Annotated in this window: 23 protein-coding genes; 10 read left to right on the top strand and 13 right to left on the bottom strand. The window is 42.2% G+C overall.

Annotation, left to right across the window (positions count from 1 at the left end):
• Positions 1–45: 45 nt before the first annotated feature.
• Positions 46–660: an NADPH-dependent F420 reductase gene (locus POV27_RS08375; protein ID WP_272862302.1), complete on the bottom strand. Its 615-nt coding sequence runs from the start codon at positions 658–660 to the stop codon at positions 46–48.
• A 3-nt stretch (positions 661–663) separates the two neighbouring features.
• A complete protein-coding gene (locus POV27_RS08370) occupies positions 664–1371 on the bottom strand; it encodes a type 1 glutamine amidotransferase domain-containing protein (RefSeq protein WP_272862301.1) in 708 nt (235 codons plus the stop codon).
• Between the two features lie 125 nt (positions 1372–1496).
• Here POV27_RS08370 and POV27_RS08365 point away from each other — a divergent pair, with 125 nt between their 5' ends.
• Positions 1497–1868: a winged helix-turn-helix transcriptional regulator gene (locus tag POV27_RS08365; protein WP_272862300.1), complete on the top strand. Its 372-nt coding sequence runs from the start codon at positions 1497–1499 to the stop codon at positions 1866–1868.
• Here the strand turns inward: POV27_RS08365 and cmk are convergent.
• The 3 genes from cmk to lon form a co-directional block, all read right to left on the bottom strand.
• Complete coding sequence (cmk, locus tag POV27_RS08360; RefSeq protein WP_272862299.1) at positions 1865–2560, bottom strand: (d)CMP kinase; 696 nt, start codon at positions 2558–2560, stop codon at positions 1865–1867. The genes POV27_RS08365 and cmk overlap by 4 nt on opposite strands.
• Positions 2560–3579: a type IX secretion system protein PorQ gene (porQ, locus tag POV27_RS08355; protein WP_272862298.1), complete on the bottom strand. Its 1020-nt coding sequence runs from the start codon at positions 3577–3579 to the stop codon at positions 2560–2562. Before porQ ends, cmk begins: the two co-directional genes overlap by 1 nt.
• A gap of 135 nt (positions 3580–3714) precedes the next feature.
• The gene (gene lon / locus POV27_RS08350) at positions 3715–6165 is read right to left on the bottom strand and encodes an endopeptidase La (protein ID WP_272862297.1); all 2451 of its coding nucleotides are present in this window, start codon (positions 6163–6165) and stop codon (positions 3715–3717) included.
• A 249-nt stretch (positions 6166–6414) separates the two neighbouring features.
• On the opposite strand from lon, the gene POV27_RS08345 reads away from it, so the two are divergent.
• Genes POV27_RS08345 through POV27_RS08330 form a run of 4 tightly spaced genes read left to right on the top strand, consistent with a single transcriptional unit; the run spans position 6415 to position 9350 of the window.
• Complete coding sequence (locus POV27_RS08345) at positions 6415–6963, top strand: RNA polymerase sigma factor (protein ID WP_272862296.1); 549 nt, start codon at positions 6415–6417, stop codon at positions 6961–6963.
• The gene (locus POV27_RS08340; RefSeq protein WP_272862295.1) at positions 6960–7538 is read left to right on the top strand and encodes a hypothetical protein; all 579 of its coding nucleotides are present in this window, start codon (positions 6960–6962) and stop codon (positions 7536–7538) included. Before POV27_RS08345 ends, POV27_RS08340 begins: the two co-directional genes overlap by 4 nt.
• Complete coding sequence (locus POV27_RS08335) at positions 7522–8610, top strand: DUF4097 family beta strand repeat-containing protein (protein WP_272862294.1); 1089 nt, start codon at positions 7522–7524, stop codon at positions 8608–8610. Before POV27_RS08340 ends, POV27_RS08335 begins: the two co-directional genes overlap by 17 nt.
• A gap of 11 nt (positions 8611–8621) precedes the next feature.
• Positions 8622–9350, top strand: a complete 729-nt coding sequence (locus POV27_RS08330; protein ID WP_272862293.1) for a head GIN domain-containing protein — start codon at positions 8622–8624, stop codon at positions 9348–9350.
• Positions 9351–9474: 124 nt separating this feature from the next.
• Here POV27_RS08330 and POV27_RS08325 read toward each other — a convergent pair whose 3' ends face one another.
• Genes POV27_RS08325 through POV27_RS08315 form a run of 3 tightly spaced genes read right to left on the bottom strand, consistent with a single transcriptional unit; the run spans position 9475 to position 13156 of the window.
• On the bottom strand, positions 9475–10926 hold the full coding sequence (locus tag POV27_RS08325) for a DUF6252 domain-containing protein (protein ID WP_272862292.1): 1452 nt from the start codon (positions 10924–10926) through the stop codon (positions 9475–9477).
• A gap of 49 nt (positions 10927–10975) precedes the next feature.
• Positions 10976–12280 (bottom strand): MFS transporter, encoded by a 1305-nt coding sequence (locus tag POV27_RS08320; protein ID WP_272862291.1) that lies wholly within the window; start codon positions 12278–12280, stop codon positions 10976–10978.
• 51 nt (positions 12281–12331) lie between these two features.
• Positions 12332–13156: a M48 family metallopeptidase gene (locus POV27_RS08315; protein WP_272862290.1), complete on the bottom strand. Its 825-nt coding sequence runs from the start codon at positions 13154–13156 to the stop codon at positions 12332–12334.
• Between the two features lie 135 nt (positions 13157–13291).
• Between POV27_RS08315 and POV27_RS08310 the strand changes: the two genes are divergently transcribed.
• The 5 genes from POV27_RS08310 to lpdA all read left to right on the top strand — a co-directional run bounded on the left by POV27_RS08310 (position 13292) and on the right by lpdA (position 16487).
• Complete coding sequence (locus POV27_RS08310; protein WP_272862289.1) at positions 13292–13804, top strand: hypothetical protein; 513 nt, start codon at positions 13292–13294, stop codon at positions 13802–13804.
• Positions 13805–13809: 5 nt separating this feature from the next.
• Positions 13810–14292 carry a peptide-methionine (R)-S-oxide reductase MsrB gene (gene msrB / locus POV27_RS08305; RefSeq protein WP_272862288.1) on the top strand — a complete coding sequence of 161 codons (483 nt, stop codon included), beginning with the start codon at positions 13810–13812 and terminating at the stop codon, positions 14290–14292.
• A 1-nt stretch (position 14293) separates the two neighbouring features.
• Positions 14294–14689: a peptide-methionine (R)-S-oxide reductase MsrB gene (gene msrB / locus POV27_RS08300; RefSeq protein ID WP_272862287.1), complete on the top strand. Its 396-nt coding sequence runs from the start codon at positions 14294–14296 to the stop codon at positions 14687–14689.
• Positions 14690–14746: 57 nt separating this feature from the next.
• Entirely contained in the window at positions 14747–14962 is a 216-nt protein-coding gene (locus tag POV27_RS08295; RefSeq protein WP_272862286.1) for a hypothetical protein, read from the top strand.
• 148 nt (positions 14963–15110) lie between these two features.
• Entirely contained in the window at positions 15111–16487 is a 1377-nt protein-coding gene (lpdA, locus tag POV27_RS08290) for a dihydrolipoyl dehydrogenase (protein ID WP_272862285.1), read from the top strand.
• A 50-nt stretch (positions 16488–16537) separates the two neighbouring features.
• Here lpdA and POV27_RS08285 read toward each other — a convergent pair whose 3' ends face one another.
• From POV27_RS08285 to POV27_RS08265, 5 genes are all read right to left on the bottom strand, one after another.
• Positions 16538–18715 carry a T9SS type A sorting domain-containing protein gene (locus tag POV27_RS08285; protein WP_272862284.1) on the bottom strand — a complete coding sequence of 726 codons (2178 nt, stop codon included), beginning with the start codon at positions 18713–18715 and terminating at the stop codon, positions 16538–16540.
• A gap of 183 nt (positions 18716–18898) precedes the next feature.
• Positions 18899–19375, bottom strand: a complete 477-nt coding sequence (locus POV27_RS08280; protein ID WP_272862283.1) for a porin family protein — start codon at positions 19373–19375, stop codon at positions 18899–18901.
• A gap of 14 nt (positions 19376–19389) precedes the next feature.
• Positions 19390–19809: a type II 3-dehydroquinate dehydratase gene (aroQ, locus tag POV27_RS08275; protein ID WP_272862282.1), complete on the bottom strand. Its 420-nt coding sequence runs from the start codon at positions 19807–19809 to the stop codon at positions 19390–19392.
• Between the two features lie 64 nt (positions 19810–19873).
• Positions 19874–20689, bottom strand: coding sequence for a prohibitin family protein (locus POV27_RS08270; protein ID WP_272862281.1), 816 nt, complete (start codon positions 20687–20689; stop codon positions 19874–19876).
• 21 nt (positions 20690–20710) lie between these two features.
• Positions 20711–22744, bottom strand: coding sequence for a vWA domain-containing protein (locus POV27_RS08265; protein WP_272862280.1), 2034 nt, complete (start codon positions 22742–22744; stop codon positions 20711–20713).
• Between the last annotated feature and the right edge of the window lie 20 nt (positions 22745–22764).

Raw genomic sequence — 22764 nt, 5'->3', positions numbered from 1 at the left:
ATTTAGAGTTAGCCAGAAGAGCCGTCCGAAAGGGCGGCTTTTTCTTTATCGTTTCAATAGTTTAAACGCAATCTCTCTCCCCTGCCCTTGGAACATCGCCAAATTGATCCAGAAATTGGCAAACTGTTCCATTAAAAAGAACTTGTCATTGCCGCCTACATCATAACAATGGGCAAACCCAACGGCATCGGATAGCTTTTTAGCGATTTCCTTTGCCTTGGTACTATCTCCAGCCATGAAGTTATCGATCAACACCCCATTATAAACAGGCAATTCCATATTATTAAAGCCCGTGGTATTAAAACACTTCACCACCTCATTGGTCGCTGTATTTGCCAAAATCGCATCTGCCGTATTGGTATAGCCCTCCGGTCCCCTGCCCATAACCACGTTCATCGTATCAATGATTACTTTCCCGGTAGTATCGCCCAATGATTTTGCAACTTCTATAGCAGCCGTGGCTGGTGTAGCAAGAATCACAACCTCGGAGGCTTTAACAGCATCCTTTATAGATGTCGCAGCGATATTTTCATGTTCCGTAAGTTCTTTTCCTTTGAAGGTAGCTAAGTCACGAACCCCAAGAATAATCTTATTTCCTTGCACCAGTCGCTTGGCCAAGGCACCTCCCACATTACCAGTTCCTATCACAGCAATATTCATACACTAAGCATTTAAAAGTTCAACGATTTTTTGAGCGGTTACCTCTCCACTCATATTCTGCTGGCCCGTAACCAAGTTTCCATCTGCCACAGCAAAGGGATGCCAAGCTTCCGCTTTCTTAAAATTAGCATTTTTCGCCAACAAGGCATCCTCAATGCGCCAAGGCATTACCTCAGTACCCACAGCCGCATTGGCAGCATCTTCCTCTTCATTGGTGAATCCCGTCACGGTTTTTCCTGTCGCTAGATCATTCCCCTCACTGTCCTTCACATAATTAAGTACACTTACCCCATGACAAAGGGCTGAAGCCACTTTTCCTTGGTTATAAAAAGTCTCGAAAGTTTTATGCAGTTGCGTTGCATCTTCAAAAGTAAACATGGGCGATTGCCCACCTGCCACCATAATGGCATCGTAGTCCGCTTCATTAATGTCCGAAATGGACGTAGTACTTTCGAGTGTAGTCATGAAACCTTCATCTATAAACTGTTTGCTCACCTGGTCCCAGGCCGAATAACCACTCTCGTCATTGGGATCACTCATCGGATCTAGTATGACTTTGCCTCCCTCAGGGCTTACAATATCATAGGAGATCCCCTCTTTCTGAAATACAGTAATGGGATGAAACAATTCGGAAGCCCAAAAACCTACGGGATAGTTTAGTGTGGGATGTATAGACGGATTGGCTACGACAATCAATACTTTCTTTTTCATTGTATTAGAGTTTAAAAATTGAACATTTCAAAGTTCCGAAATACACCTGTTAAAATTTCCTTATATCCCTTTTTGTGCGGTACTAACTTTTTGGAAAGTATTAGTGTTTACAGTACTTTAGCGCTATGCCTGATTTTATTTACGACGGAAAGAACTATTACAATCCTGTAGAATTTGCCATGGACCGCATTGGCGGAACCTGGAAAATCCCAATCCTTTGGCGATTGAAAGACAAGATTCTCCGCTACAGTGAACTGAGAAGAAACATTCCTCATATTTCCGACAAAATGCTCACTACCCAACTCCGGGAATTAGAGAAATACGGCCTTATTCATAGAAAAGTATACGCTGTAGTTCCTCCCAAGACAGAATATAGCATTACCGAAAAAGGAATGGAATCCATTGAGGTGATTACGGTAATTCGTAACTACGGACTAAAATTGATGGAAGAAGCAGGAATTACAGAAGAATCCTTGAAGAAAAAGAAAAAGGGTTAAATCCTTCCCGCAATACGATCCTTGGCCAATTGCAATAGAATATGAAATTGATCCTCCAAATTCATTTCACTATTGTCGATTACAATAGCATCCCCGGCTTTTACCAGGGGAGAATCTTCGCGGGTGGAATCGATATGGTCACGTTCGGTCACGTTTTCCAATACCTCTTCAAAAGTGATATCGGTATGTCCCCTACCCATTAATTCCTCATAGCGTCGTTGTGCACGAACTTCGGCAGAAGCAGTCATAAACACCTTGAATTCTGCATTCGGGAATACGACAGTCCCTATATCGCGGCCATCCATTACGATGCCTTGGCCGTCCCGCATGGCACGCTGCTGCTCCACGAGTTTACGACGAACTTCAGAAATAGTGGCTACAGGACTTACGTATTCGGATACTTCCAAGGTGCGAATCTGTTTTTCTACATTCTTGCCATTTAGAAAAACTTCTGCTTTGCCATCCTCGTTCTTTTCAAAATGAAGGGTGATTTCGGGCAATAGAGCCACCAACTTGGCTTCATTCACCTGCTCTTCAGCTATGCAATCGTGCTGCAATGCGAACAGGGTCACTGCTCGATACATGGCTCCCGTATCCACATAGATATACCCAATATAATCGGCGAGTTGCTTGGCTACAGTACTTTTTCCGGTAGAAGAATGGCCATCGATGGCAATGGTAATGTTTCGCATTATTGAAGGTCGATATTGAGTCCAAAGAAGCTAGACGCAGCTGCACTACTGTACTTAGAATAGGCATAACTAAGCCGTAACTTATTCAGTTTTATTCCAAAACCAGCACTTAAACCAGCAAAGGAACGCTGTTCCAAGATACGAAGTTCTTCACTTCTACGAACATTATATCCCAGACGTATATTGAACCCACTTTCCGGGAACAATTCGATCCCAAAAATCATATGGCGAAAGGCATTATCGATAAAATTGATCTTCTCTTCGGTAATATTCCCTTCCAAATCCCCTTGCTCTCGGTTCGGATTGGCAAAGGCGACATTCCAACGCTGCATGTTTTCCAACGTAAAATGCCAACGAATAGGAATGTTCTCCAAGGTTTGCGAAGCTCCAAAAACCAATTCAAAAGGTAATTTTTCGATCGTTACATCGTATGGAGTTAACTGTGTTCCCACGTTTCGGGCTACCAAGGCAAAATGCAGATCCCAATCTTCATAGACATACATTACGGCAATATCTGCTGCTACTCCAAAGGAAGTATACTGCTCTAATTTCGAAGAGATAAACTTCACATTGGCACCAATATGAAAGTTGGTAAAGGCTACATTTCGAGCATGACCAAAAGATACGGCCACTTCCCCACCACTAAAACTACTGGTGGCATTCCCTTGTTCATCGTATCCATCGAATTGTCCGTAATTCACGTAAGTAATACCAGCATGCAGTACCTGTGTACGACGGTCCCAGAGATAGGCATAGGCTGCTGAGCCATAATTTACATCTCCAATATAATTGTTGTAATTAAGGGACAGCTGATTGTCCATCTCAGGGTTAATACTCGCTGGATTAAATAGCCCTTGGGTAGGGTCGTAATCGTAATTGGTCACCGTTTTACCTCCCAAAGCGGCTTGTCGGGGAGAATTGAGAAGATTTAAAAACTGATACGTAGAGCGCCCTCCTACTTGAGCATACGTAGAGGTGGCAAGACAAAGGGCAAATAAGAGAATCAGGTTTTTATTCATTAATCTGAAAAACGCTTCCTTGATTTCTAAACGAGTACAATGATAATTTATTTTTATCAGCTATAAAATGATTAAGGCCTAATGTTTTGGGATAAATTCCAGACATCAGGCCTCGGTTCTGTCGTGTTAATGCGACTATAATTTCTTGGCGTTTTTCACTTTTTGATTCGTAATGGCCAAATCCAGCACATCGCTCATTTCCTTAACATAGTGAAAGGTAAGCCCTTTGAGGTATTCTGGCTTAATCTCTTCCACATCCCTTCTGTTGTCTTCACAAAGTAAAATGTCCTTAATTCTGGCGCGTTTCGCCGCCAATATCTTCTCTTTTATCCCACCTACAGGTAGTACTTTTCCACGTAGCGTAATTTCTCCTGTCATTGCCAAGCTCTTCTTTACCTTTCGCTGGGTAAAGAGCGATACCAAAGAGGTCAGCATTGTAATTCCAGCACTAGGTCCATCTTTAGGGGTGGCTCCTTCGGGTACGTGAATGTGTACATTGTATTTATCGAATACTTCCGGGTCGATCCCTAGTTTTTTGGCATTCGATTTAATGTATTCCAGCGCAATGGTAGCACTCTCTTTCATTACTTTCCCGAGGTTTCCGGTCATGGTTAACTGCCCTTTTCCTTTGGACAAAGCAGATTCTATAAAGAGAATATCGCCTCCTACACGGGTCCAAGCCAATCCGGTAACTACACCAGCCACATCATTGTTTTCATACTTATCTCGTTCCATTTTGGGAGCACCCAACACTTCTACAATCACTTCGTTAGTGATCGTCTTTTCGTATTCCTCTTCCATTGCAATCTTCATGGCCGCATAGCGTACCATCTTTGCAATTTGCTTCTCTAGGGTTCTTACACCACTTTCACGTGTATAACCTTCTACAATTTTTTCAAGCTGACGCTTTCCAATTTTCAAGTCCTTATCGGTAAGACCGTGTTCTTTCAATTGCTTCGGAAGTAAATGCTGCTTGGCGATTTCAACCTTTTCTTCAATCGTATATCCTGAAACATTGATAATCTCCATACGGTCTCTCAAAGCAGGCTGAATGGTGCTCAAGCTATTGGAAGTAGCAATGAACATGACTTTGGAAAGGTCATACCCCAATTCCAAAAAGTTGTCGTAAAAATCATTATTCTGCTCAGGATCCAATACTTCTAGCATGGCCGAAGAAGGATCTCCTTGGCTCCCTACCGAAAGCTTGTCGATCTCATCCAACACGAATACTGGATTACTCGTCCCGGCCTTTTTAATACTCTGAACAATACGTCCAGGCATTGCTCCTATATAGGTTTTGCGGTGTCCACGAATTTCTGCTTCGTCGCGTAACCCACCTAGGGACATGCGAACATATTTTCTGCCCAAGGCTTCGGCTACCGATTTCCCCAACGAGGTCTTACCTACTCCAGGAGGGCCAAAAAGACACAAGATGGGCGATTTCATATCATTCCTTAGCTTCAATACTGCCAAATACTCTATGATTCGCTTCTTTACATCTTCCAATCCGTAGTGGTCCCTATCTAATATCTTGCGAGCGCGTTTTAAATCGAATTGATCGTCGCTATACTCATTCCAAGGTAACTCCAAAAGCAAATCCAAATAGTTCCTTTGGATGCTGAATTCTGCCACCTGCGGATTCATGCGCTGCATTTTAGAAATCTCCTTATTGAAGTGCTCTGCTACCTCCTTGCTCCATTTCTTGGTCTTTGCCCTGGCACGCATTTCCTCAATCTCAGCTTCATGAGAAGTACCGCCCAATTCCTCTTGAATGGTCTTCATCTGTTGCTGTAAGAAATACTCACGCTGCTGTTTATTGATATCGGTCTCCACTTTGGACTGGATATCCATTTTCAGCGAAAGTTTCTGTAGCTCCAAATTCATATAACGAAGTGTCTCCAAAGCACGGTCTTTCAGATCATTGATCTCCAAAAGCTTCTGCTTCTCCTCTACTGTAATATTAAGGTTGGAAGACACAAAGTTGATTAGGAACGAATTACTTTCAATGTTTTTAATAGCAAAGGCCGCATCCGAAGGAATCGTTGGGCTTTCGTTAATAATCTGCAACGCCAATTCCTTGATGGAATCGATAATGACACTAAACTCTTTGTTATCTGGTGCAGGGCGTGCTTCCGATACTTCAGTAATAGTGGCGGTAAGGAAAGGATCTTCGGTAACCATTTGCGATACCTCGAATCGTTTTTTTCCTTGAATGATTACAGTGGTATTTCCATCGGGCATTTTCAACACCCGCAAGATGCGGGCTACAGTACCAATATGATTGATATCCTCAATGCCTGGATTTTCTTTTTCTTCTTCTTTTTGGGACACGACTCCAATTACCTTCCCTTTTCTGTTGGTGTCATTAATAAGTTTAATGGACTTATCCCTTCCGGCGGTAATAGGGATCACCACACCAGGGAACAACACGGTGTTCTTAAGGGGCAGAATGGGCAAGGTTTCGGGGAGCTCTTCCCTAGCCATTGCATCCTCATCTTCCGGAGTCATTAAAGGAATCAACTCTGCATCTTCGTTCAATTCCTGAAATGACAAACTGTCTAGGGTTGTTAATTTTGATTTTGCCATATGATATCTTAAGACATTCTGTCATGCAATATATGATCTAGAATGCTTTGTTTCTTAACTTGAATTAGTATTTTTAAAACAAACCCTTAAAAACCATACGATTTCAAAGGTTTTCTATCCTATATGGGCAATTGTTGTGCCATGTATAGTGCTTGACGGGATAAAGGAAATTCAATTTTATTCAAAAAAATGAAACCTAAGTGTAACAATTCAAAAAAAGGCATATCTATCCAATAAACCATACACTTTTTGACGCTAACCAAAAAAAATATAGAATCGTTACTCGTTCTTTGTCAAGATGGAAATAGGATGGCACAATTGGAAGTGTACAACCGTTATCAAAAGGCCATGTACAATACGGCATTACGTATTGTAAAGAATACGGCAGAAGCCGAAGATGTAATGCAGGAATCCTTCATTACGGCATTCAGTAAACTGGATACCTTTAAAGGAACTGCCTCTTTCGGCTCGTGGTTAAAGCGAATTGTTATTAACAACAGTATCGTACAGTACCGTAAATCCCAGCGATTTGTAGAAGTCCCAGAAGAAAACATTAAGGAGGAATCCGAAATGCATCTGGATGGTGTTAATGAAGATTACACCGCGCTACGATCGCAAGAGGTCATGAAGTGTATGGACGGTTTGCATGAAAATTACAAGAACATCCTCTCCCTTCATTTTATTGAAGGATATGATTATGAGGAAATCTGTGAAATCTTGCAGATTAGTTATGCCAATTGTAGAACCCTTATTTCCAGAGCCAAAGAAAGTTTACGAAAAAAATTAGTTGTAGCATGAAACAAAAAGACGATTTAGACTTACTCTTCGAACGTTTGGAAGGAACCTTTGACCTTCAGGAAACCCCTGAGGGACACCAGAAGCGCTTCTTACAAAGACTTGAAGGTGAGGATCAGGACACCATCGTTCCTTTGAGCACCAAAGGAAAAAGAAGATCCCTATGGAAACCATTATCCATAGCAGCTTCTATCCTATTGCTTATCTCTGCAGGGCTTTTCTTCCAAAAGGACCAACCGGAAGACCCCCAAGTAGAAGGATTGGCAAGCGTCTCTCCCGAAATGGAAGAAACACAATCGTTCTTTGTTTCTGTAATCAATGAGGAATTGGAAACACTCAAAAGCTTTGAAAGTGAGGATACCAAAAAACTCGTAGACGACGCCTTGGCCCGCATGGAGGTTCTTGAGACAGAATACGATTCCTTAAAAATAGATTTGGTAGAAAGTGGAAACGACAAGCGAGTGATCGCCGCTATGATCGCGAACTTCCAAAACCGAATCGAACTATTACAACAGGTTATTGAAACCATAGAGGAAATTGAAACACTTAAAGCAAATCGAAATGAAATCACTATTTAAATTATTATTAATTGCTTTCTTGCTCCCCACGATCTCGGTGGCAAATAATGATCCGGGATTTAAAGGGAAATACACCAAAACCAAAACCCTAAATAAAGAATATACCGTTAACGCCGATGCAGGACTTCGAGTGGATAACAGCTACGGAAACATTGATATCGTAAGCTGGAGCGAAAACAGAACGGTGATTGAAGTGGTTATTACCACCAATGGAAACAACGAGGAAAAAGTTCAGGATAAACTGGAAAGAATAGATGTGGACTTTAGTGGTAGTGCGTCCTTGGTAACAGCAAAAACCATTTTTAAAGGCCGCAAAAACAATTCTTGGAGCTTCTGGAAAAAGAACAACAATGTTCGCATGGAGATTAATTACACCATAAAAGTTCCAGCCACCAATTATGTAGACCTAAGCAATGACTACGGTGCCATAAGCATCAACAAATTACAAGGAAACTGCAAAATAAGCTGTGACTACGGTCAGGTGAATATCGGACAACTCATGGCAGACAATAACTACCTTAGCTTCGATTACACCAACAATTCTTCCATAGAGTATATGAAGAGCGGAAAGATAAATGCAGACTACTCTGGATTTACATTGGAAAAAGTAGAGGAATTGGAACTTAACGCAGATTATACCAAATCCGAAATCCTGAATGCGAGAAGCATAGACTACAGTAATGACTACGGAAAAATTAGTGTAGGTGGTGTAGACAATATCACAGGACGTGGAGACTATATCCCATTGAAGGTTGAAGAGCTTCGCGGTGACATGAACGTAAACTCCGACTACGGTTCTGTAACGGTTAAAAATATCACAGCTTCCGCTGGCGATATCACCATACAATCCGATTATGCAGGAATCAAACTAGGATTCGATAGTGGTTACAACTTCGATTTCTTTATCGATCTCTCTTACGCCAGCCTATCTGGCAAGGAAGACTTGGAAGTAATGAAGTCTGCCAAGGATCACAGCAGTAAATCATACAGTGGCTATCACGGTAGCCAGAACTCTGGAAATACTATTAACATCAACTCCGACTATGGCGGGGTATCACTCACCAAAAACTAACAATAAGAAAAATGAAAAGACTAGTAAAACTCAGTTTCGTTGCAGCACTCCTTATTGCAGGTGTGCAGGAAGCTAACGCCCAATGGGGAAAGAAAGTAGTAGGAAACGGTAACGTTACCACAAAAACTATAAACACCGGTAATTACGATGCCGTAAAAGGTGTAGGATCTATGGATATTCATTTAGAAAAAGGATCTGAAGGAACCATTACGGTGAAGACCGACGAGAACATTCAGGAATATATCATTGTTGAAGTGAAGAACAATGCCTTGGTAATACGCACCAAAAAGAATACAAACATTAGAACCAGAAAAGGAATCCACGTATATGTGCCATTTCAGGACATTTCAAAAGTAAGTCTTACCGGTTCAGGAGATATTGACACCAAAGACCGCATCGATTCAGATAGCTTCGAAGTAAACGTTACAGGATCAGGGGACGTTGTATTGGACGTAAGCAGTAAAATGCTGGAAGCTTCCGTAACAGGCTCCGGTGATATCGAATTAAGTGGTAGTACAGACGATTTGGAAGTTCGCATTAGCGGAAGTGGCGACTTTAATGGTTTCGATCTTGATGCCAAGAATACAGATGCTTCTGTATCAGGTTCTGGAGATGCCAACGTAGTTGCTAAAAACAGCATTAAAGCCCGTGTACATGGTTCTGGAGATATTGTGTATAAAGGAAACCCTGATAGAAGTGATACCAAAACTTCGGGATCTGGAGATATTTCATCTTATTAGTACTTCTCGATACAATTTTTCTTCGAAAAACCACTCGAAGTACGAACTATAAACAATTCATCGATCAAATAAAAAAGCCGCGGTTCTCAAGGGAATCGCGGCTTTCTCTTTGCAATTAAGTTATCTACTGAACGGTAACTACGAAGGTTCCGTTGGTAATTTCATAAATGGTAGGATCAATTCCCGTTGCATCTTGAGCGGTAAAGCTGAAGGTTCCTTCAATAATACCACTGCTCAATTCATAAGAGGAAATCGTCAGCGTTCCTGGATTCGAACTAAACAATCCCGTATTTCCAATATCTGGGTTGTAGCGCCCTACTTTCTCATCCCCAACTTCAAAAGTAGGTGACATATCGTAAGTTCCTACGGCAATGTCATTCGGGAACGATATGGTAAGACTTCTGTTCTCGTCTTCATTAATGGTAGTGATTGTAATCAAAGTAACGGAATCACCAAAGGGCTCTTCGGTCACTTCTACAGAAGTAGGCGTATAGGCTACATCGTCAATGTCTGCCATGAAAACAGTATCTACCCCTCCACTATCGGGAACGAAATCAACATTGAATTCTCCATTGGTTACATCTACAATCAAAGGAGCTGGGTCTTGTAAAGGATCCGATCCTTGGAAATTAAAGGTAGCCGCCAATTTACCTGTAATGGCACTGAACTCGGTAATGGTAATGGATCCTGTAAAGGAGGTCATACTCTCACCGCCATCGCCATCAGTATAGATAGCAATAAGGTCGGTACCATCAGAAATAGGGGTATTGAACTCGTAAGTCCCTACACCCAAATCCCTTGGTATATCGATACGAATAGTTCCGTTATTAGCTCTTGTAGCAATGACATTCAACATATCGATTCCTCCAACAGTAGTCTCATTCACCACTAATTCAATATCTACGAATTCGTCACCGTCTACATTGGCAAAGAAGCTATCGGCTGGATCGGTAGGATCATCTCCACCGTCGCCATCACCGTCACCATCACCATCGCCGTCACCGTCACCTGTGGTGTTGACTTCGTAAGGAATGGTATTGAAAGCTCCATCGGAAATGGTTCTCGATTCGTATAGAGGATTTCCGGAACCATCCAACACAGGATCACCATTGGCATCCAACTGCTGGCGCACCCCTAAAAAGGCAAAAGTTCCCGAAACTGTTTGTGCATCTTGATCTAAGGAAGTAATGTCCAGTTGCCCTGTTCCTCCATTTAAGCCATCTGTATAATAGAAGGCTCCTTCGGTAGGGAAATACGTTCCACTATTGGGAGAAGTACTGGTTGCTGTTAAGCTAAAAGTTCCTACATCCGGTGTTCCTATGCTTAAGGTAATTACCTCACCATTGGATTTTACACCGTTAATAACCATAATGTTTGGAGTCGTAAAATAGGTAGCGTTTACAATCTCAGCTATAAAATCACCACCTCCAACGGAAGCAACAAATTGCCCATCTTCGGCTCCGTTTCCTTGTTCTTCTTGTACAAATTGCCCTTCTAAGGGTTCACTGTCACAAGCGTTAAAACCGAACGCTAATAGGGCAACTAGCATCCAGTTGAGTAGATGTTTCCTTTTCATAAGTAAGTAGTTTGCATAGGTAATTAACGCAAACATAAAGAAAAATTGTCTAATCCGATTTATTTCTTGGTACTCTTCGTAGCAAAATAACACCCGTTACAAAGAAAATAATGAGAAAAAGAATGGAATATCGCATGCTTCCGGTCAACTCTCCCACCAATCCGTACAAAAACATCCCGATAATGATCCCTATTTTTTCCGCTACATCATAAAAACTGAAATAGGATGCGGTATCTTCTGTCTTGGGAAGGAACTTAGAATAGGTAGACCGGGAAAGTGCCTGTACACCTCCCATTACTAACCCAACCAATGCGGCCGCAATATAGAATTGAAAGGGAGTATATATGAAGTACGCATATACACATAAGAATATCCAAAACACATTAATGTAAATCAAAGCCTTCACGTTCCCCACTTTTGCCGATAACCTAGATGTTAATATGGCCCCTACAACAGCAATTAGCTGAATCAATAGAATGCTTACAATGAGTCCGGTGACTTTTTCATCCTCGCTCCCCCATTCCAATTCCCGTTCGCCAAAATAAGCAGCGGCTAACATAACGGTTTGTACGGCCATACTATATACGAAAAATGCGATGAGGTATCTTTTCAGCTTCAATTGTCCTCCCAACTCTCGCCATATTTTCTTTAACTCTTCAAATCCATTAAACAGGACCTTACTAGAAAAAGATCCTCCAGCAGTATTCCCTTTGGGTAAATACATATAGGTATACTGGCTAAATAAAATCCACCAAACACCTGTAAGCACAAAAGACCAGCGCATCATTTGCACCTTACCTTCGCCCGTTTCCTGACTCATAATCATACCGAGACATAATACCAATAACAGTACACTCCCTATATATCCCAATGAATACCCCTTGGCACTAATACTATCATGTTGTTCTTTATGTGCTATATCTGGAAGGTAGGAATTGTAAAACACCAAGCTCGCCCAGAAACCAACCAAGGCCAAGGTGTAAAACATCAATCCCAAATAGATATTTTCCAGACTAAACCAATACAATGCTATGGTACTAAAAGCTCCGAGGTAGCAGAAAAACTTTAGAAATATTTTCTTATTACCGGTATAATCCGCAACTCCCGATAGTATAGGAGATATTAGGGAAACAATAAGAAACGCAAAAGCTGTGGTAAAGAAAATGACGTTACTACTCTCTATAGACAGGGTAAAGAGCTCAATTTCCTCAATCTCTGCAATATCGAATAGCGCACCGTAAAAAAGAGGAAAAACGGCTGAGGCAATAACCAAACTGTACACCGAGTTTGCCCAATCGTAAAAGGCCCAAGCGTTTAAGAGTTTCTTGTTTCCTTTGGGGAGTTGTGTAGCCATAATGAAATAAAAAAAGCTGCTGAGGAGCAGCTTTATGTTGAAGGGTTAATTTTATTTTTTGAATGTAGTCACTCCAAATTTTCTAGCTTCCGCCTTGGCTTCTGGAGCCCATGCAGTGATATTATTGATACGCGTATCACTCGAAGGATGCGTACTTAAAAATTCTGGTGGTGCTTGTCCTCCCGCATTAGCTTTCATGCGCTTCCAAAGCTCTGCAGCTTCCAGAGGCTCATATCCCGCAATAGCCATTAAAGTCAACCCAATTCTATCGGCCTCACTCTCATGGTTTCTGCTAAAAGGCAACATTACTCCAACCGTAGATCCAATTCCATATGCCTGATTAAATATCTGTTGATTTTTGGGATCCTTACTCAAAGCAACATTTCCCGCTACGGCACCTAAGGCTTGAAGCTGTCCAGCACTCATACGCTGTTGCCCGTGATTGGCCAAAGCATGTGCCACTTCATGTCCCATAATAGCGGCTATACCTGCTTCACCATCTGCAATGGGAAGTATTCCTGTATAAAAAACGATCTTACCTCCAGGCATACACCAAGCATTCACGGTTGGGTCATCTACCAAATTGTATTCCCATTGATAATCCTTAAGGTATCCTGCATATCCATTTGCGGTTAGCCATCGTTCTGAAGCCACGGAGATTTTCTGACCAATATTGGTAATCATCTGTGCATCTGCGGTACCTTTTACCACGTTGTTTTCAGACAAGAACTGATCGTATTGCTGAAAAGCCATAGGAAATAACTGAGAATTCGGCACCAAAGCCAATGTTTTCTTTCCTGTAAAAGGATTTGTGCTACAGGCGATCATAAAAATACCCACTGCCAATAGCGAAACAAACTGTTTAAAGTTAATCATAGTACGTTGATTTTACATTCAAATATAGCCATATAATTTTACTTTTATGGCTAAAAAAATCTTTGCAAATAGTAGGCCATTTTCTAAATTGGAACGAATTTTGATCTTGATTTGCCATCTCAAAAAATCACATTTATGAAAAAAATAGTTTTCCTCCTCGCAATTGTTAGCTCATTTGTTTTTACCGCCTGTGAAGGTGACCCAGGCCCTCCAGGCCCTCCAGGAGATCCAGGTATTAATATCCTAGGTCAAGTATTTGAAGCCACCGTTGATTTTACGGCCGGTAATGATTTCAGACAACTGGTTTCCTATCCCGCTGGTGTGGAAGTGTTTGAAAGCGATGCCGTATTGGTATACTGGCTAGAGGATGTAGTATCCGATGGAAATGGCGGTACCCTAGATGTATGGACGCCGCTACCGCAGACCATTTACTTGGATACTGGTGGATCGTTTCAGTACACCTTTAACCATACATTCGTGGATGTTTTGCTCTTTCTTCAGGGCGATGTAGATTTAACAACGTTAGGAAATGGTTTTACCAACGACCAAACCTTCCGTATAGCAGTAGTTCCTTCGGAATTCGGAGATGCTGGTCTTACTATGGATCAGTTAGAGCGCGCTGCCAATGTTGAATTTATAGGAAATTAAACACCATGAAACAAATTGGCCTTCTTGTCGCCTGCATGTTGCTGCTAAGCTGCAACTCTAAAGCGCAAACCGAGAAAAAAGAAAAAGTCTTTCCCGTTACCAAAACGGAAGCCGAATGGAAAGCCCAACTTACCGATATGCAATTCTACATACTTCGGGAAGCGGGAACCGAACGTCCTTTTACCAGTAATTTTAATTACTTTAAGGGCGAAGGTGTTTTTCATTGCGCTGCATGTAACACTCCCCTATTCGAAACCAAGCACAAATTCGATAGTGGGACGGGTTGGCCAAGTTTTGATCGCGCCATAGAAGGCAATGTAGAATACGACGTAGACTACAAACTGGGCTATGCCCGTACCGAAGAACACTGCGCCACCTGTGGCGGACACTTAGGTCATGTATTTAATGACGGCCCTAGGGAAACCACTGGAAAAAGGCACTGTATCAACGGAGCTGCCTTGGTCTTTGTGGGCGAAGTAAACGAATAATATGAGTAAGTATCCTATACATAAATCCGAAGAAGAGTGGCTCGCCGAATTGGGGCCGGATCGTTACCGTATCCTGCGCCAAAAAGGAACAGAGCGACCTTTCACCGGAACCTATAACTTACATTTCGAAAAGGGAACCTACGCGTGTGGTGCTTGCCACACGCCTCTTTTTGAAAGTAATAGCAAATTCGAAAGTGGATGCGGATGGCCTTCTTTCGACGAATCCATAGAAGGTTCCATAGAATACATTCGGGATACCTCCCATGGGATGATCCGCACCGAAATCCTTTGTGCCACCTGTGGCAGTCATTTGGGCCATGTCTTTAACGACGGCCCAACCCAAACCGGACAACGCTATTGCGTTAATTCGCTCTCGGTAGACTTCAACAAGGAATAAATTAAACCTTTCCTAGCTTCCTTAGTCATAGGAGTGTAACCATAAACAAACACTCTTATGAAAAAGTTACTGTTTCTTCTCGCTATAGTACTCTTTGGAACCACTTCCTGTGCTACGCGGGTCGTACATACCACTCCACAACGCAATGTAGTCGTTGTAAGCAAAGCTCCTAGAAATCACACCGTAGTGGTAGTGAAAGGAAAGCGCTACTATAAATGGAACGGAAATCATTACCGAAAAACCCGAAGGGGATATGTTTTAATTGGAATGTAAAACAGGAAGATTTCCCAAATCACGAGTGCTGATAGCTTTTGAATCCCTTAGGTTTTATCGGTGCTCGTTTTTTTGTGCTAACTTTTTCAGGTGCCTATTTATTTCGTAAATTCGCTACTTCAAAAAACAAGTCAATACAAGTACTCTTATGAGCAAATATGATATCATCGTTTTAGGAAGTGGCCCCGGTGGATATGTAGCCGCCATTCGCGCCTCTCAATTGGGTTTTAAGACCGCTATTGTTGAAAAAGAAAGCCTAGGAGGCGTTTGCCTTAACTGGGGATGTATCCCTACCAAAGCATTATTGAAAAGTGCTCAGGTTTTCGAATATTTAAAGCATGCCGAAGACTATGGTCTTACGGTAAAGGAGTACGACAAGGACTTTGGTAAAGTGGTGGAACGTAGCCGTGGTGTTGCTGAAGGAATGAGTAAAGGAGTACAGTTCCTTATGAAAAAGAACAAAATCGATGTGATTGAAGGTTTCGGAAAATTGAAGCCAGGCAAAAAGATCGATGTAGATGGCAAAGAATACAGCGCCGACCATATTATCATTGCTACAGGAGCTCGTTCCCGTCAATTACCTAGTCTTCCGCAGGACGGAAAGAAAGTAATTGGCTATCGTGAAGCCATGAGCCTAGCCAAGCAACCTAAAAGTATGATCGTTGTAGGTAGCGGAGCCATTGGAGTAGAATTCTCCAATTTCTATAACTCCATGGGAACCGAAGTAACTATCGTAGAATACCTTCCCAACCTAGTACCGTTAGAGGACGAGGAAGTATCCAAGCAATTTGAGCGTATCTTCAAGAAGTCTGGTATTAAGGTGATGACCAATTCTGAGGTATTAAGTGTAGACACTTCTGGTAAAGGCGTGAAAGCTACCGTGAAGACCAAGAAAGGTGAAGAAGTATTGGAAGCCGATGTTGTACTATCTGCAGTAGGAATTCAAACAAACATTGAAGGGATTGGATTGGAAGATGTAGGTATTGTTCAAGACAGAGGAAAGGTTATGGTGAACGACTGGTACCAGACCAATATCCCTGGATATTACGCCATTGGCGATGTAACCCCGGGCCCTGCCCTAGCGCACGTTGCTTCTGCCGAAGGTATTACCTGTGTTGAAAAAATCGCGGGAATGCATGTAGAGGCCATCGACTATGGAAACATCCCTGGATGTACTTATACCTCGCCAGAGATTGCGAGCGTTGGTTTGACCGAAAAGCAAGCGAAAGAGCAAGGATACGATCTTAAAGTGGGTAAATTCCCATTCTCCGCCAGCGGTAAAGCCAGTGCAGCTGGAACGAAGGACGGTTTTGTAAAAGTAATCTTCGATGCCAAATATGGAGAGTGGTTAGGATGCCACATGATCGGTGCCGGAGTTACCGATATGATTGCCGAAGCCGTAGTGGCCCGTAAATTGGAAACCACGGGGCACGAAGTACTAAAAGCCATTCACCCGCACCCTACCATGAGCGAAGCCGTGATGGAAGCTGTGGCAGATGCATACGACGAAGTAATTCACTTGTAAAGTGCATAACACATAGAAACAAAAAAGAGGGCCAAGGCCCTCTTTTCTTTTTATTCCTTTATCAATTTCAAGGTCTCAATATGATTGTCCGGATCGGTAAGTTGGATGAAATAAATTCCCGCTTGTAATGCACTCACCGACAATTTGATCTTATTATCATTCAAGTGAGTATCAAGAGAGACTTCCATAAGCTTGCCATCTATACTCAATACCTGAATATGTTGTGGTTTGTGCTCCAACCCTTCAATAAAGACTTCATCGGAGGATGGATTTGGGTACATGGAATATCTTTTCATCTCTATTTCTTCCACATTCAGTACTCCATCAAAATAGTCCAATGCCTTGTCGAAGACATCTTCGCCTATCCCCTCTCCCAAAATCCTGCCGGGAATGTCGTCTATTGGCGGATGAATTCCTCCCCAAATACGGGATAAACTTGTTTGATCCGATGCATCTTTGTAAGTCGCCCATTGTAAGGTAAAATCTACCGATGGGCCATCTTCGAACACCAAAAATTCGTTTTGAGCTACATCGAAGGTCCCCATTCCTCCCGGAAAGAATGGATCTCCCGTAGCCATTTCCAAAATCTTAGCTGCAGCACTGGAAAAAGTGGAGTGTCCCGAAATATATCCAGCAAAAGGTGGAGTAACAAAGGTAGGCCGTTGATAGGGCCACCATCTTTCGGCCAGAATCCAATCTACCCCTGCCACATCTGTATCGGGATCATCGATATAATCAGGGCCTTTCCAAGCATACACCTTACATTTTCCTACATGCTCATTATTGTCACCAGCTAGCGGATCCCCTACTTCAATAATTTCTGTAAGACCCGTAAGTAATGGTAATCCATCAGGATCATAGCCTTGCAGGGTTGGGTCCGAACTCTGCCCTTTACTTGCCATGTATCGCAAAGCAGAAATGGGACGTATATAATCATAGTATCCCTTAAGGCCCCATGTATTCACGGCACTGTCATGCATAGCAGCACCCAATAGAATGTACAATTTCACATCCCACTCTAGGTCCTCCAAAACCGGCCCTGCTCCTTGTAGTTGTTTCACCAATAAAGGATGATCGCTTACGTAATTCAAAATTGTATACCAATGACCCGGCGGGGTTTCGGAGTCAGGACCATCGGCCCAAAATTCGGCCAATACACGAGCATAGTCCCCTCTCGGCACCATTTGTGGTTCATACGGCAATCCTGTGGCTGGATTTACAGCGTGACCAATTCCATTGTCACCTCCATTTTCAAAATCATAAAACTGCTGGTATTCGGCGAAATTGGTGGGATAGCTCTGTATGTTTCCGATACTCGCAGGGGAAATGTCGATGGTGACACCGTCTGCAGGATCTAAATGCTTGGACCAAGAAGCCACCAATGCGAAACCCCATTTATAAGGATCGTCCAAAGGATCGCTCATTTCGGTAATATATGACGGCGGTCCCGGATTATTGAACACATAATAATCGAAGCCATCTACATTGAATATCTCAAGCGCATTATTATCCAACGCAAAATTTGTAACCTGCCCCCACTCCGGACTTAGGAAGTCTGGAACATCGGTAGGAAAGGTATTCCCCGATTGATCGATAAAAACTTCAAAGGCCAAGGGTTGCCATCTATTCGGATCTATTTCGCTATTGTCCTCATATAGATCCAAGACCAAGGGTTCGTTTACAGGTTCGTAAAACTGATTCTCGTATTCGTTTTGCTCGTTCGCATTGTCCTGAAGCCCAAAGGCGATCATTTGTTGGGCCAAATAATTACCCAAAGCGGCGTAGGAGCCGTCGGAATAATCGGTGCTTTCGAAAGAGGGATCGTACGAATAGGAAAGAAACCTACTTTCTAATGCGATTAGTGTTTCTTCCGCATTGGGCGAATTGGCAAATCGATGGGACAGCAATCGAAACATCGCATAACTAATAGCTTCATGTACAGCTGCCTCTGGATCAGTAGGCTCCTGAATGCCATTAAAAGGAACATTAAATCCTCCGAAGTTCCTTCCCAAAAACATAGTGGTGGCCGTGGGATCTAAAAGGGCCCATGCATCGTACATAAGCATAGAACTATGAAAAAGGTTTCGCGCATGTACCGTAGGCCTAGCAAAATCGTTCCGTATGGCCGCTAACAATTCTTCATTCCATTCACGAGCCACAGAATGATCCTGGCCGATTATAGATCCAAAAGAAAAACAGAATATGAGTAGTATGTAAATATGCTTCATAGGCGGTTGTTTAGTCCTATAAAGCTACAATTTTAAATGAAGTTTTCTAAAGCCAGTTTGTAACTCCGTAACTTAAGACCTAGAATAACGCCGTTGGTACGGGCCTATGACGAGGTGATTCATCTATCGGATAACCCATAAGAATTAAAAAAAGCGACACTCGTTCGGGTCGCATTTATCAATTTATAATTTAATTCCCACTCCCAGAAATAGTACATTGGGAGATAGTTCTTCAAACCCAAGGGTGTATTTTAAATTTGTTTCGACGGATTCCGAAAAGTGATAGGCCGCGCTAATATCGGCTCTCACTTTGAGCTTATTGATGAAGAAATCGAAAAAATAATTTAGGCTGGGGCCCACAGCCAGGCTAACACTATCAGCTACATAATATTTTGCATAAATCGGCGCATTTATAAACTCGAATTCACCCACTCCGGCGTACAAGGCCTCCGGTTGAATGTGAAATTGTTCCGATATCGTAACATCGACAAAAATCCCCCCAAAATAACCAACTTCAGCGTCGGCATTTAGTCCAAACTGTTCTTGGTTTTCGTTAAAAAAGGTGAGGTTAACACCGCCTCTTACACCAACCTTTGCTTGCCCATATAGGGACGAGGAAATCACAAGGCAAAAAGTAAGAAGTAAAGCAAATCGTTTCATAGCATTCCAAGCAATTATTCTGAAATGAAGCTTTCTAAGGCAAGTTCATAACTCTGTAATCCGAAACCTAGAATAACCCCTTTCGCACCTGCCGAAATGTAGGATTGGTGTCGGTATTCTTCCCTAGCGAAGGTATTGGATATGTGTACTTCTACCACAGGAGTTTCTATCGCTTTTACGGCATCCCCGATGCCCACCGAAGTATGTGTATAGGCCGCAGCATTTAGAATAATACCGTCATAGGAAAAGCCTACTTCCTGTAATTTATCGATCAACTCTCCTTCCACATTCGATTGGAAATACGATACATCTACTTGGGAATATTTTTCTTTCAACGTATTGAAAAAATCTTCAAAAGAAAGATTGCCATAGATATCGGTTTCCCGCTTACCCAGTAGATTTAGATTAGGACCGTTGATGATGATGATTTTCATATTTCAAATATAGAATTAAAAAAGCGGAAGTTTCCTTCCGCTTTTCATTCGAAATGATATTCGATTAATTATTTCCTAGGATAAGTGGCAACCCGCTTTCGCCAGAACCTACCACCACTACTTTGCTGTTAGGAGATTCGGAAAGCTTAAGCGTTGCTTCAATTCCTTTATCTTGAAGAATCTTATCGGTTAATGAAGCACTTAAAATCTTGTTGGCATCCGCCTTACCCTGTGCCTCAATTCTCTGACGCTCGGCTTCTTTTTCTGCCGTTACCAGACGGAATTCATACTCCAATGACTCCTGCTCTTGTTTCAGTTTACGCTCGATCGCGTCTTTAATGGTCGCTGGTAGTGTTACATCTCGAACCAGTACTTCGTTCAATTGCACATACTGATTGTCCAAAATCTTCTTTGTCTCTTCAAAAATCTCCTCCTGAATGGCATCCCGCTTACTGGAATACAGCTGTTCGGGTGTATAACGCCCTACCACACTACGCGCGGCACTTCGAATGGCAGGTTGAATAACACGCTGTAAGTAGTTCTCGCCCTTCTCTTGGTGTAATTTTCCAAGGTCATTCCATACCGGTTGATACCATGCAGAAGCATCAATGGTAATTTCCAAACCATTGGAAGAAAGTACTTTCATGGTTTCGAAAAGCTCTTGCTGACGCACCTCATATACGATGACATCGTTCCAAGGTGCTATGATATGAAATCCTTCCCCTAATGGCGGTTTGTCGGTTACAACACCACCTCCAAAGGTTTTATAGAGCACTCCCGACTGCCCAGAGCCAATTGTTACGGCCGACTTGGCCAATGTGATTATCGCAATCACTAAAATAATAATGATAGGAATCCCCAACTTAGGTAATTTGTCCATAATTCTATGCTTTTTGGTTATTTATATAAGTCCGTTGTATTTTCTGATAAACCACTCTAAGGAAAGCGTCAAAACCATAATCCCCAACAGATATTTCCAATCTATTAAAGGTACTACTTTTTGTTCGGTTTTCTGAATGGAGCGAAAGCTATCGTCTTCCATTAACTGATTTACCATTCCTTCTCCTTGGTTCAAGAAAAATACGTTTCCGCCTGTATGGGTCGCTAATCGGGTAAGTTTTGTTACGTCGGCATTCAAGAATTGTTGTTCTACGTTGAAATCCAAAAGGGTAAAACTGCCACTGCGCGCTACCCCTTCATCCCGTACCGATACCGTAAAACTGTAGTCCCCAGCGGGAAGGCTATTCAAATCTACTTCGTAATAATTGTTTTTCAACAACATAGGAAACCGTGTTATCTCTTCGGTTTCTTTATTGGTAACAGAGATAAGCAATTGCGCCCTATTGTCGAACACGAAGTTCTTGTCGAAATACTGAGCGGAAATTAAGAGTGGATTGTTATTATAGTAAAAGGTTTCTGAAGTAACCTCCAAACGACTTCTCCTTTTATTGGAGGCCAAATACTGCACCATTCGGCCAATGAAATCATCGAAATCCTCAAAACTAGAGTCTCCTAGGTACGACTGCGCCCTCCATTTCCAAAGCCCTTGTGCATCCCAAATGGCGTCACGGACACCATTGTTATCCACCGAGGCGAATAAAGGTGATCCCGTAGAAAAACCATTAATGGATTGTTGAAGGATCACTTCATGAGGTACCAAAATGGAAAGATCTCCAAATTCGGCCAATAGCGGTGGGAAATCCTCAAAACCTAAATCATCCAAGGCAAAGGCCCCGTAGTTGGGATTCAATTGTCCTGATATGTTCTCCGTTTCACCCGTAGCGTCCTTTCGGAAGTTATCCTGAACATTATTCAGGAAATTCCAATCGGTTTCCGCGCCTGTAAAGGTCCAAGTGTTCTTTCTTAGCTTTTCTATTTCAATGTAAACAGGAGCGAACTTTCGGTTGGGTTGAAAGAGGATGATTAATTGATAATCGTTCAGTAGGGTTGCAGCTTCGGCCGGTTTGGCAAAAGCAACCTTACGCTGCTCATTGCTTTCTATGGATTTCTTCAAGGCTCCCAAATCGGGGTGAATAATATCACTTATGATAAGCACATTGGTAGATTGATCGATCACCTCTACCGCAAAGGCTTTGCCATTGTTTACCTTGTTCTTCTCTTCGTCCAATGGTTGAATCTGAGCATAATAACGTTGCAATCCCACACGGGTGGCGGGAAGGGTGAGGTTCACCGTTTGGGTATTGTTTTCTTTTGAAAAAGATAGATTCTGAGAATAGGCCGATGCTCCCGATTTAGAAATGGTGAAACGAGCATTAATCGGGCTTTCCCCACTATACACTACTACAGCTTCAACAGGAAACTCATTCTTCAAAAAGGAATAGCGATTGGTATTCAGCTGCTCAATCTTAAGATCTACATAGGCAGTGGAATCGCCCACAACAACAGGAAAAATCTTATTTCCATACGAATCTCCCAAGAATTCATAATCCTGACCCAAGGTCTGATTCCCATCAGTGATTAACACTGTGGGAGCCAATTCATTCTTAAAGATTTCATTGCTGGTTTTCAGCGCTTTGGAAATATGGGTCTTCTTTTCTGCAAAGGAAAGGGAATCCATTTCATCCAAATCGTCTCCAAATGCATAGAACCCTAGATCGAATTTATCGTTAAGATCTGAGTGATTTTGCAAGGCCGCTACAAATCCAGATACTTCTTGCGCCTTGCCCAATTCTATCACGGAAGAAGAATTGTCTACCAACACCGTTAATTTTGGCTTTTGTATGGTATAGCTATTATTTCTGAATTTCGGATTTATCAGCAAAAGGAACAAACTCAATAGTGTACAAAAACGCAAAACACCAAAAAGCAAACGAAGCCTTCTGGTGTATTTGGTTTTATATCCATACATGAAGAGCACTAAAGCCAGTGCCACTACGACCGAAATCACTATGTATAGTATGGTTTCTGCTATCAAGATGTTACTTCATTGGCGAT

It is taken from the genome of Aureisphaera galaxeae (assembly GCF_028561275.1).
Lineage (GTDB): Bacteria > Bacteroidota > Bacteroidia > Flavobacteriales > Flavobacteriaceae > Aureisphaera > Aureisphaera galaxeae.
The sequence above is the reverse complement of the archived record's forward strand: the minus strand, read 5'-3'. Positions and strand labels throughout refer to the sequence as shown.

Excerpts from the sequence above, each read along its gene's own strand:
- POV27_RS08270 (WP_272862281.1), bottom strand. The coding sequence starts at position 20,689 with ATGGACAAATTACCTAAGTTGGGGATTCCTATCATTATTATTTTAGTG.
- aroQ (WP_272862282.1), bottom strand. The coding sequence starts at position 19,809 with ATGAAAATCATCATCATCAACGGTCCTAATCTAAATCTACTGGGTAAG.
- POV27_RS08280 (WP_272862283.1), bottom strand. The coding sequence starts at position 19,375 with ATGAAACGATTTGCTTTACTTCTTACTTTTTGCCTTGTGATTTCCTCG.
- msrB (WP_272862288.1), top strand. The coding sequence starts at position 13,810 with ATGAAACAAATTGGCCTTCTTGTCGCCTGCATGTTGCTGCTAAGCTGC.
- POV27_RS08340 (WP_272862295.1), top strand. The coding sequence starts at position 6,960 with ATGAAACAAAAAGACGATTTAGACTTACTCTTCGAACGTTTGGAAGGA.
- POV27_RS08370 (WP_272862301.1), bottom strand. The coding sequence starts at position 1,371 with ATGAAAAAGAAAGTATTGATTGTCGTAGCCAATCCGTCTATACATCCC.
- msrB (WP_272862287.1), top strand. The coding sequence starts at position 14,294 with ATGAGTAAGTATCCTATACATAAATCCGAAGAAGAGTGGCTCGCCGAA.
- POV27_RS08320 (WP_272862291.1), bottom strand. The coding sequence starts at position 12,280 with ATGGCTACACAACTCCCCAAAGGAAACAAGAAACTCTTAAACGCTTGG.
- porQ (WP_272862298.1), bottom strand. The coding sequence starts at position 3,579 with ATGAATAAAAACCTGATTCTCTTATTTGCCCTTTGTCTTGCCACCTCT.
- POV27_RS08335 (WP_272862294.1), top strand. The coding sequence starts at position 7,522 with ATGAAATCACTATTTAAATTATTATTAATTGCTTTCTTGCTCCCCACG.
- POV27_RS08310 (WP_272862289.1), top strand. The coding sequence starts at position 13,292 with ATGAAAAAAATAGTTTTCCTCCTCGCAATTGTTAGCTCATTTGTTTTT.
- POV27_RS08365 (WP_272862300.1), top strand. The coding sequence starts at position 1,497 with ATGCCTGATTTTATTTACGACGGAAAGAACTATTACAATCCTGTAGAA.
- lpdA (WP_272862285.1), top strand. The coding sequence starts at position 15,111 with ATGAGCAAATATGATATCATCGTTTTAGGAAGTGGCCCCGGTGGATAT.
- POV27_RS08315 (WP_272862290.1), bottom strand. The coding sequence starts at position 13,156 with ATGATTAACTTTAAACAGTTTGTTTCGCTATTGGCAGTGGGTATTTTT.
- POV27_RS08375 (WP_272862302.1), bottom strand. The coding sequence starts at position 660 with ATGAATATTGCTGTGATAGGAACTGGTAATGTGGGAGGTGCCTTGGCC.
- POV27_RS08325 (WP_272862292.1), bottom strand. The coding sequence starts at position 10,926 with ATGAAAAGGAAACATCTACTCAACTGGATGCTAGTTGCCCTATTAGCG.
- POV27_RS08330 (WP_272862293.1), top strand. The coding sequence starts at position 8,622 with ATGAAAAGACTAGTAAAACTCAGTTTCGTTGCAGCACTCCTTATTGCA.
- cmk (WP_272862299.1), bottom strand. The coding sequence starts at position 2,560 with ATGCGAAACATTACCATTGCCATCGATGGCCATTCTTCTACCGGAAAA.
- POV27_RS08285 (WP_272862284.1), bottom strand. The coding sequence starts at position 18,715 with ATGAAGCATATTTACATACTACTCATATTCTGTTTTTCTTTTGGATCT.
- lon (WP_272862297.1), bottom strand. The coding sequence starts at position 6,165 with ATGGCAAAATCAAAATTAACAACCCTAGACAGTTTGTCATTTCAGGAA.
- POV27_RS08295 (WP_272862286.1), top strand. The coding sequence starts at position 14,747 with ATGAAAAAGTTACTGTTTCTTCTCGCTATAGTACTCTTTGGAACCACT.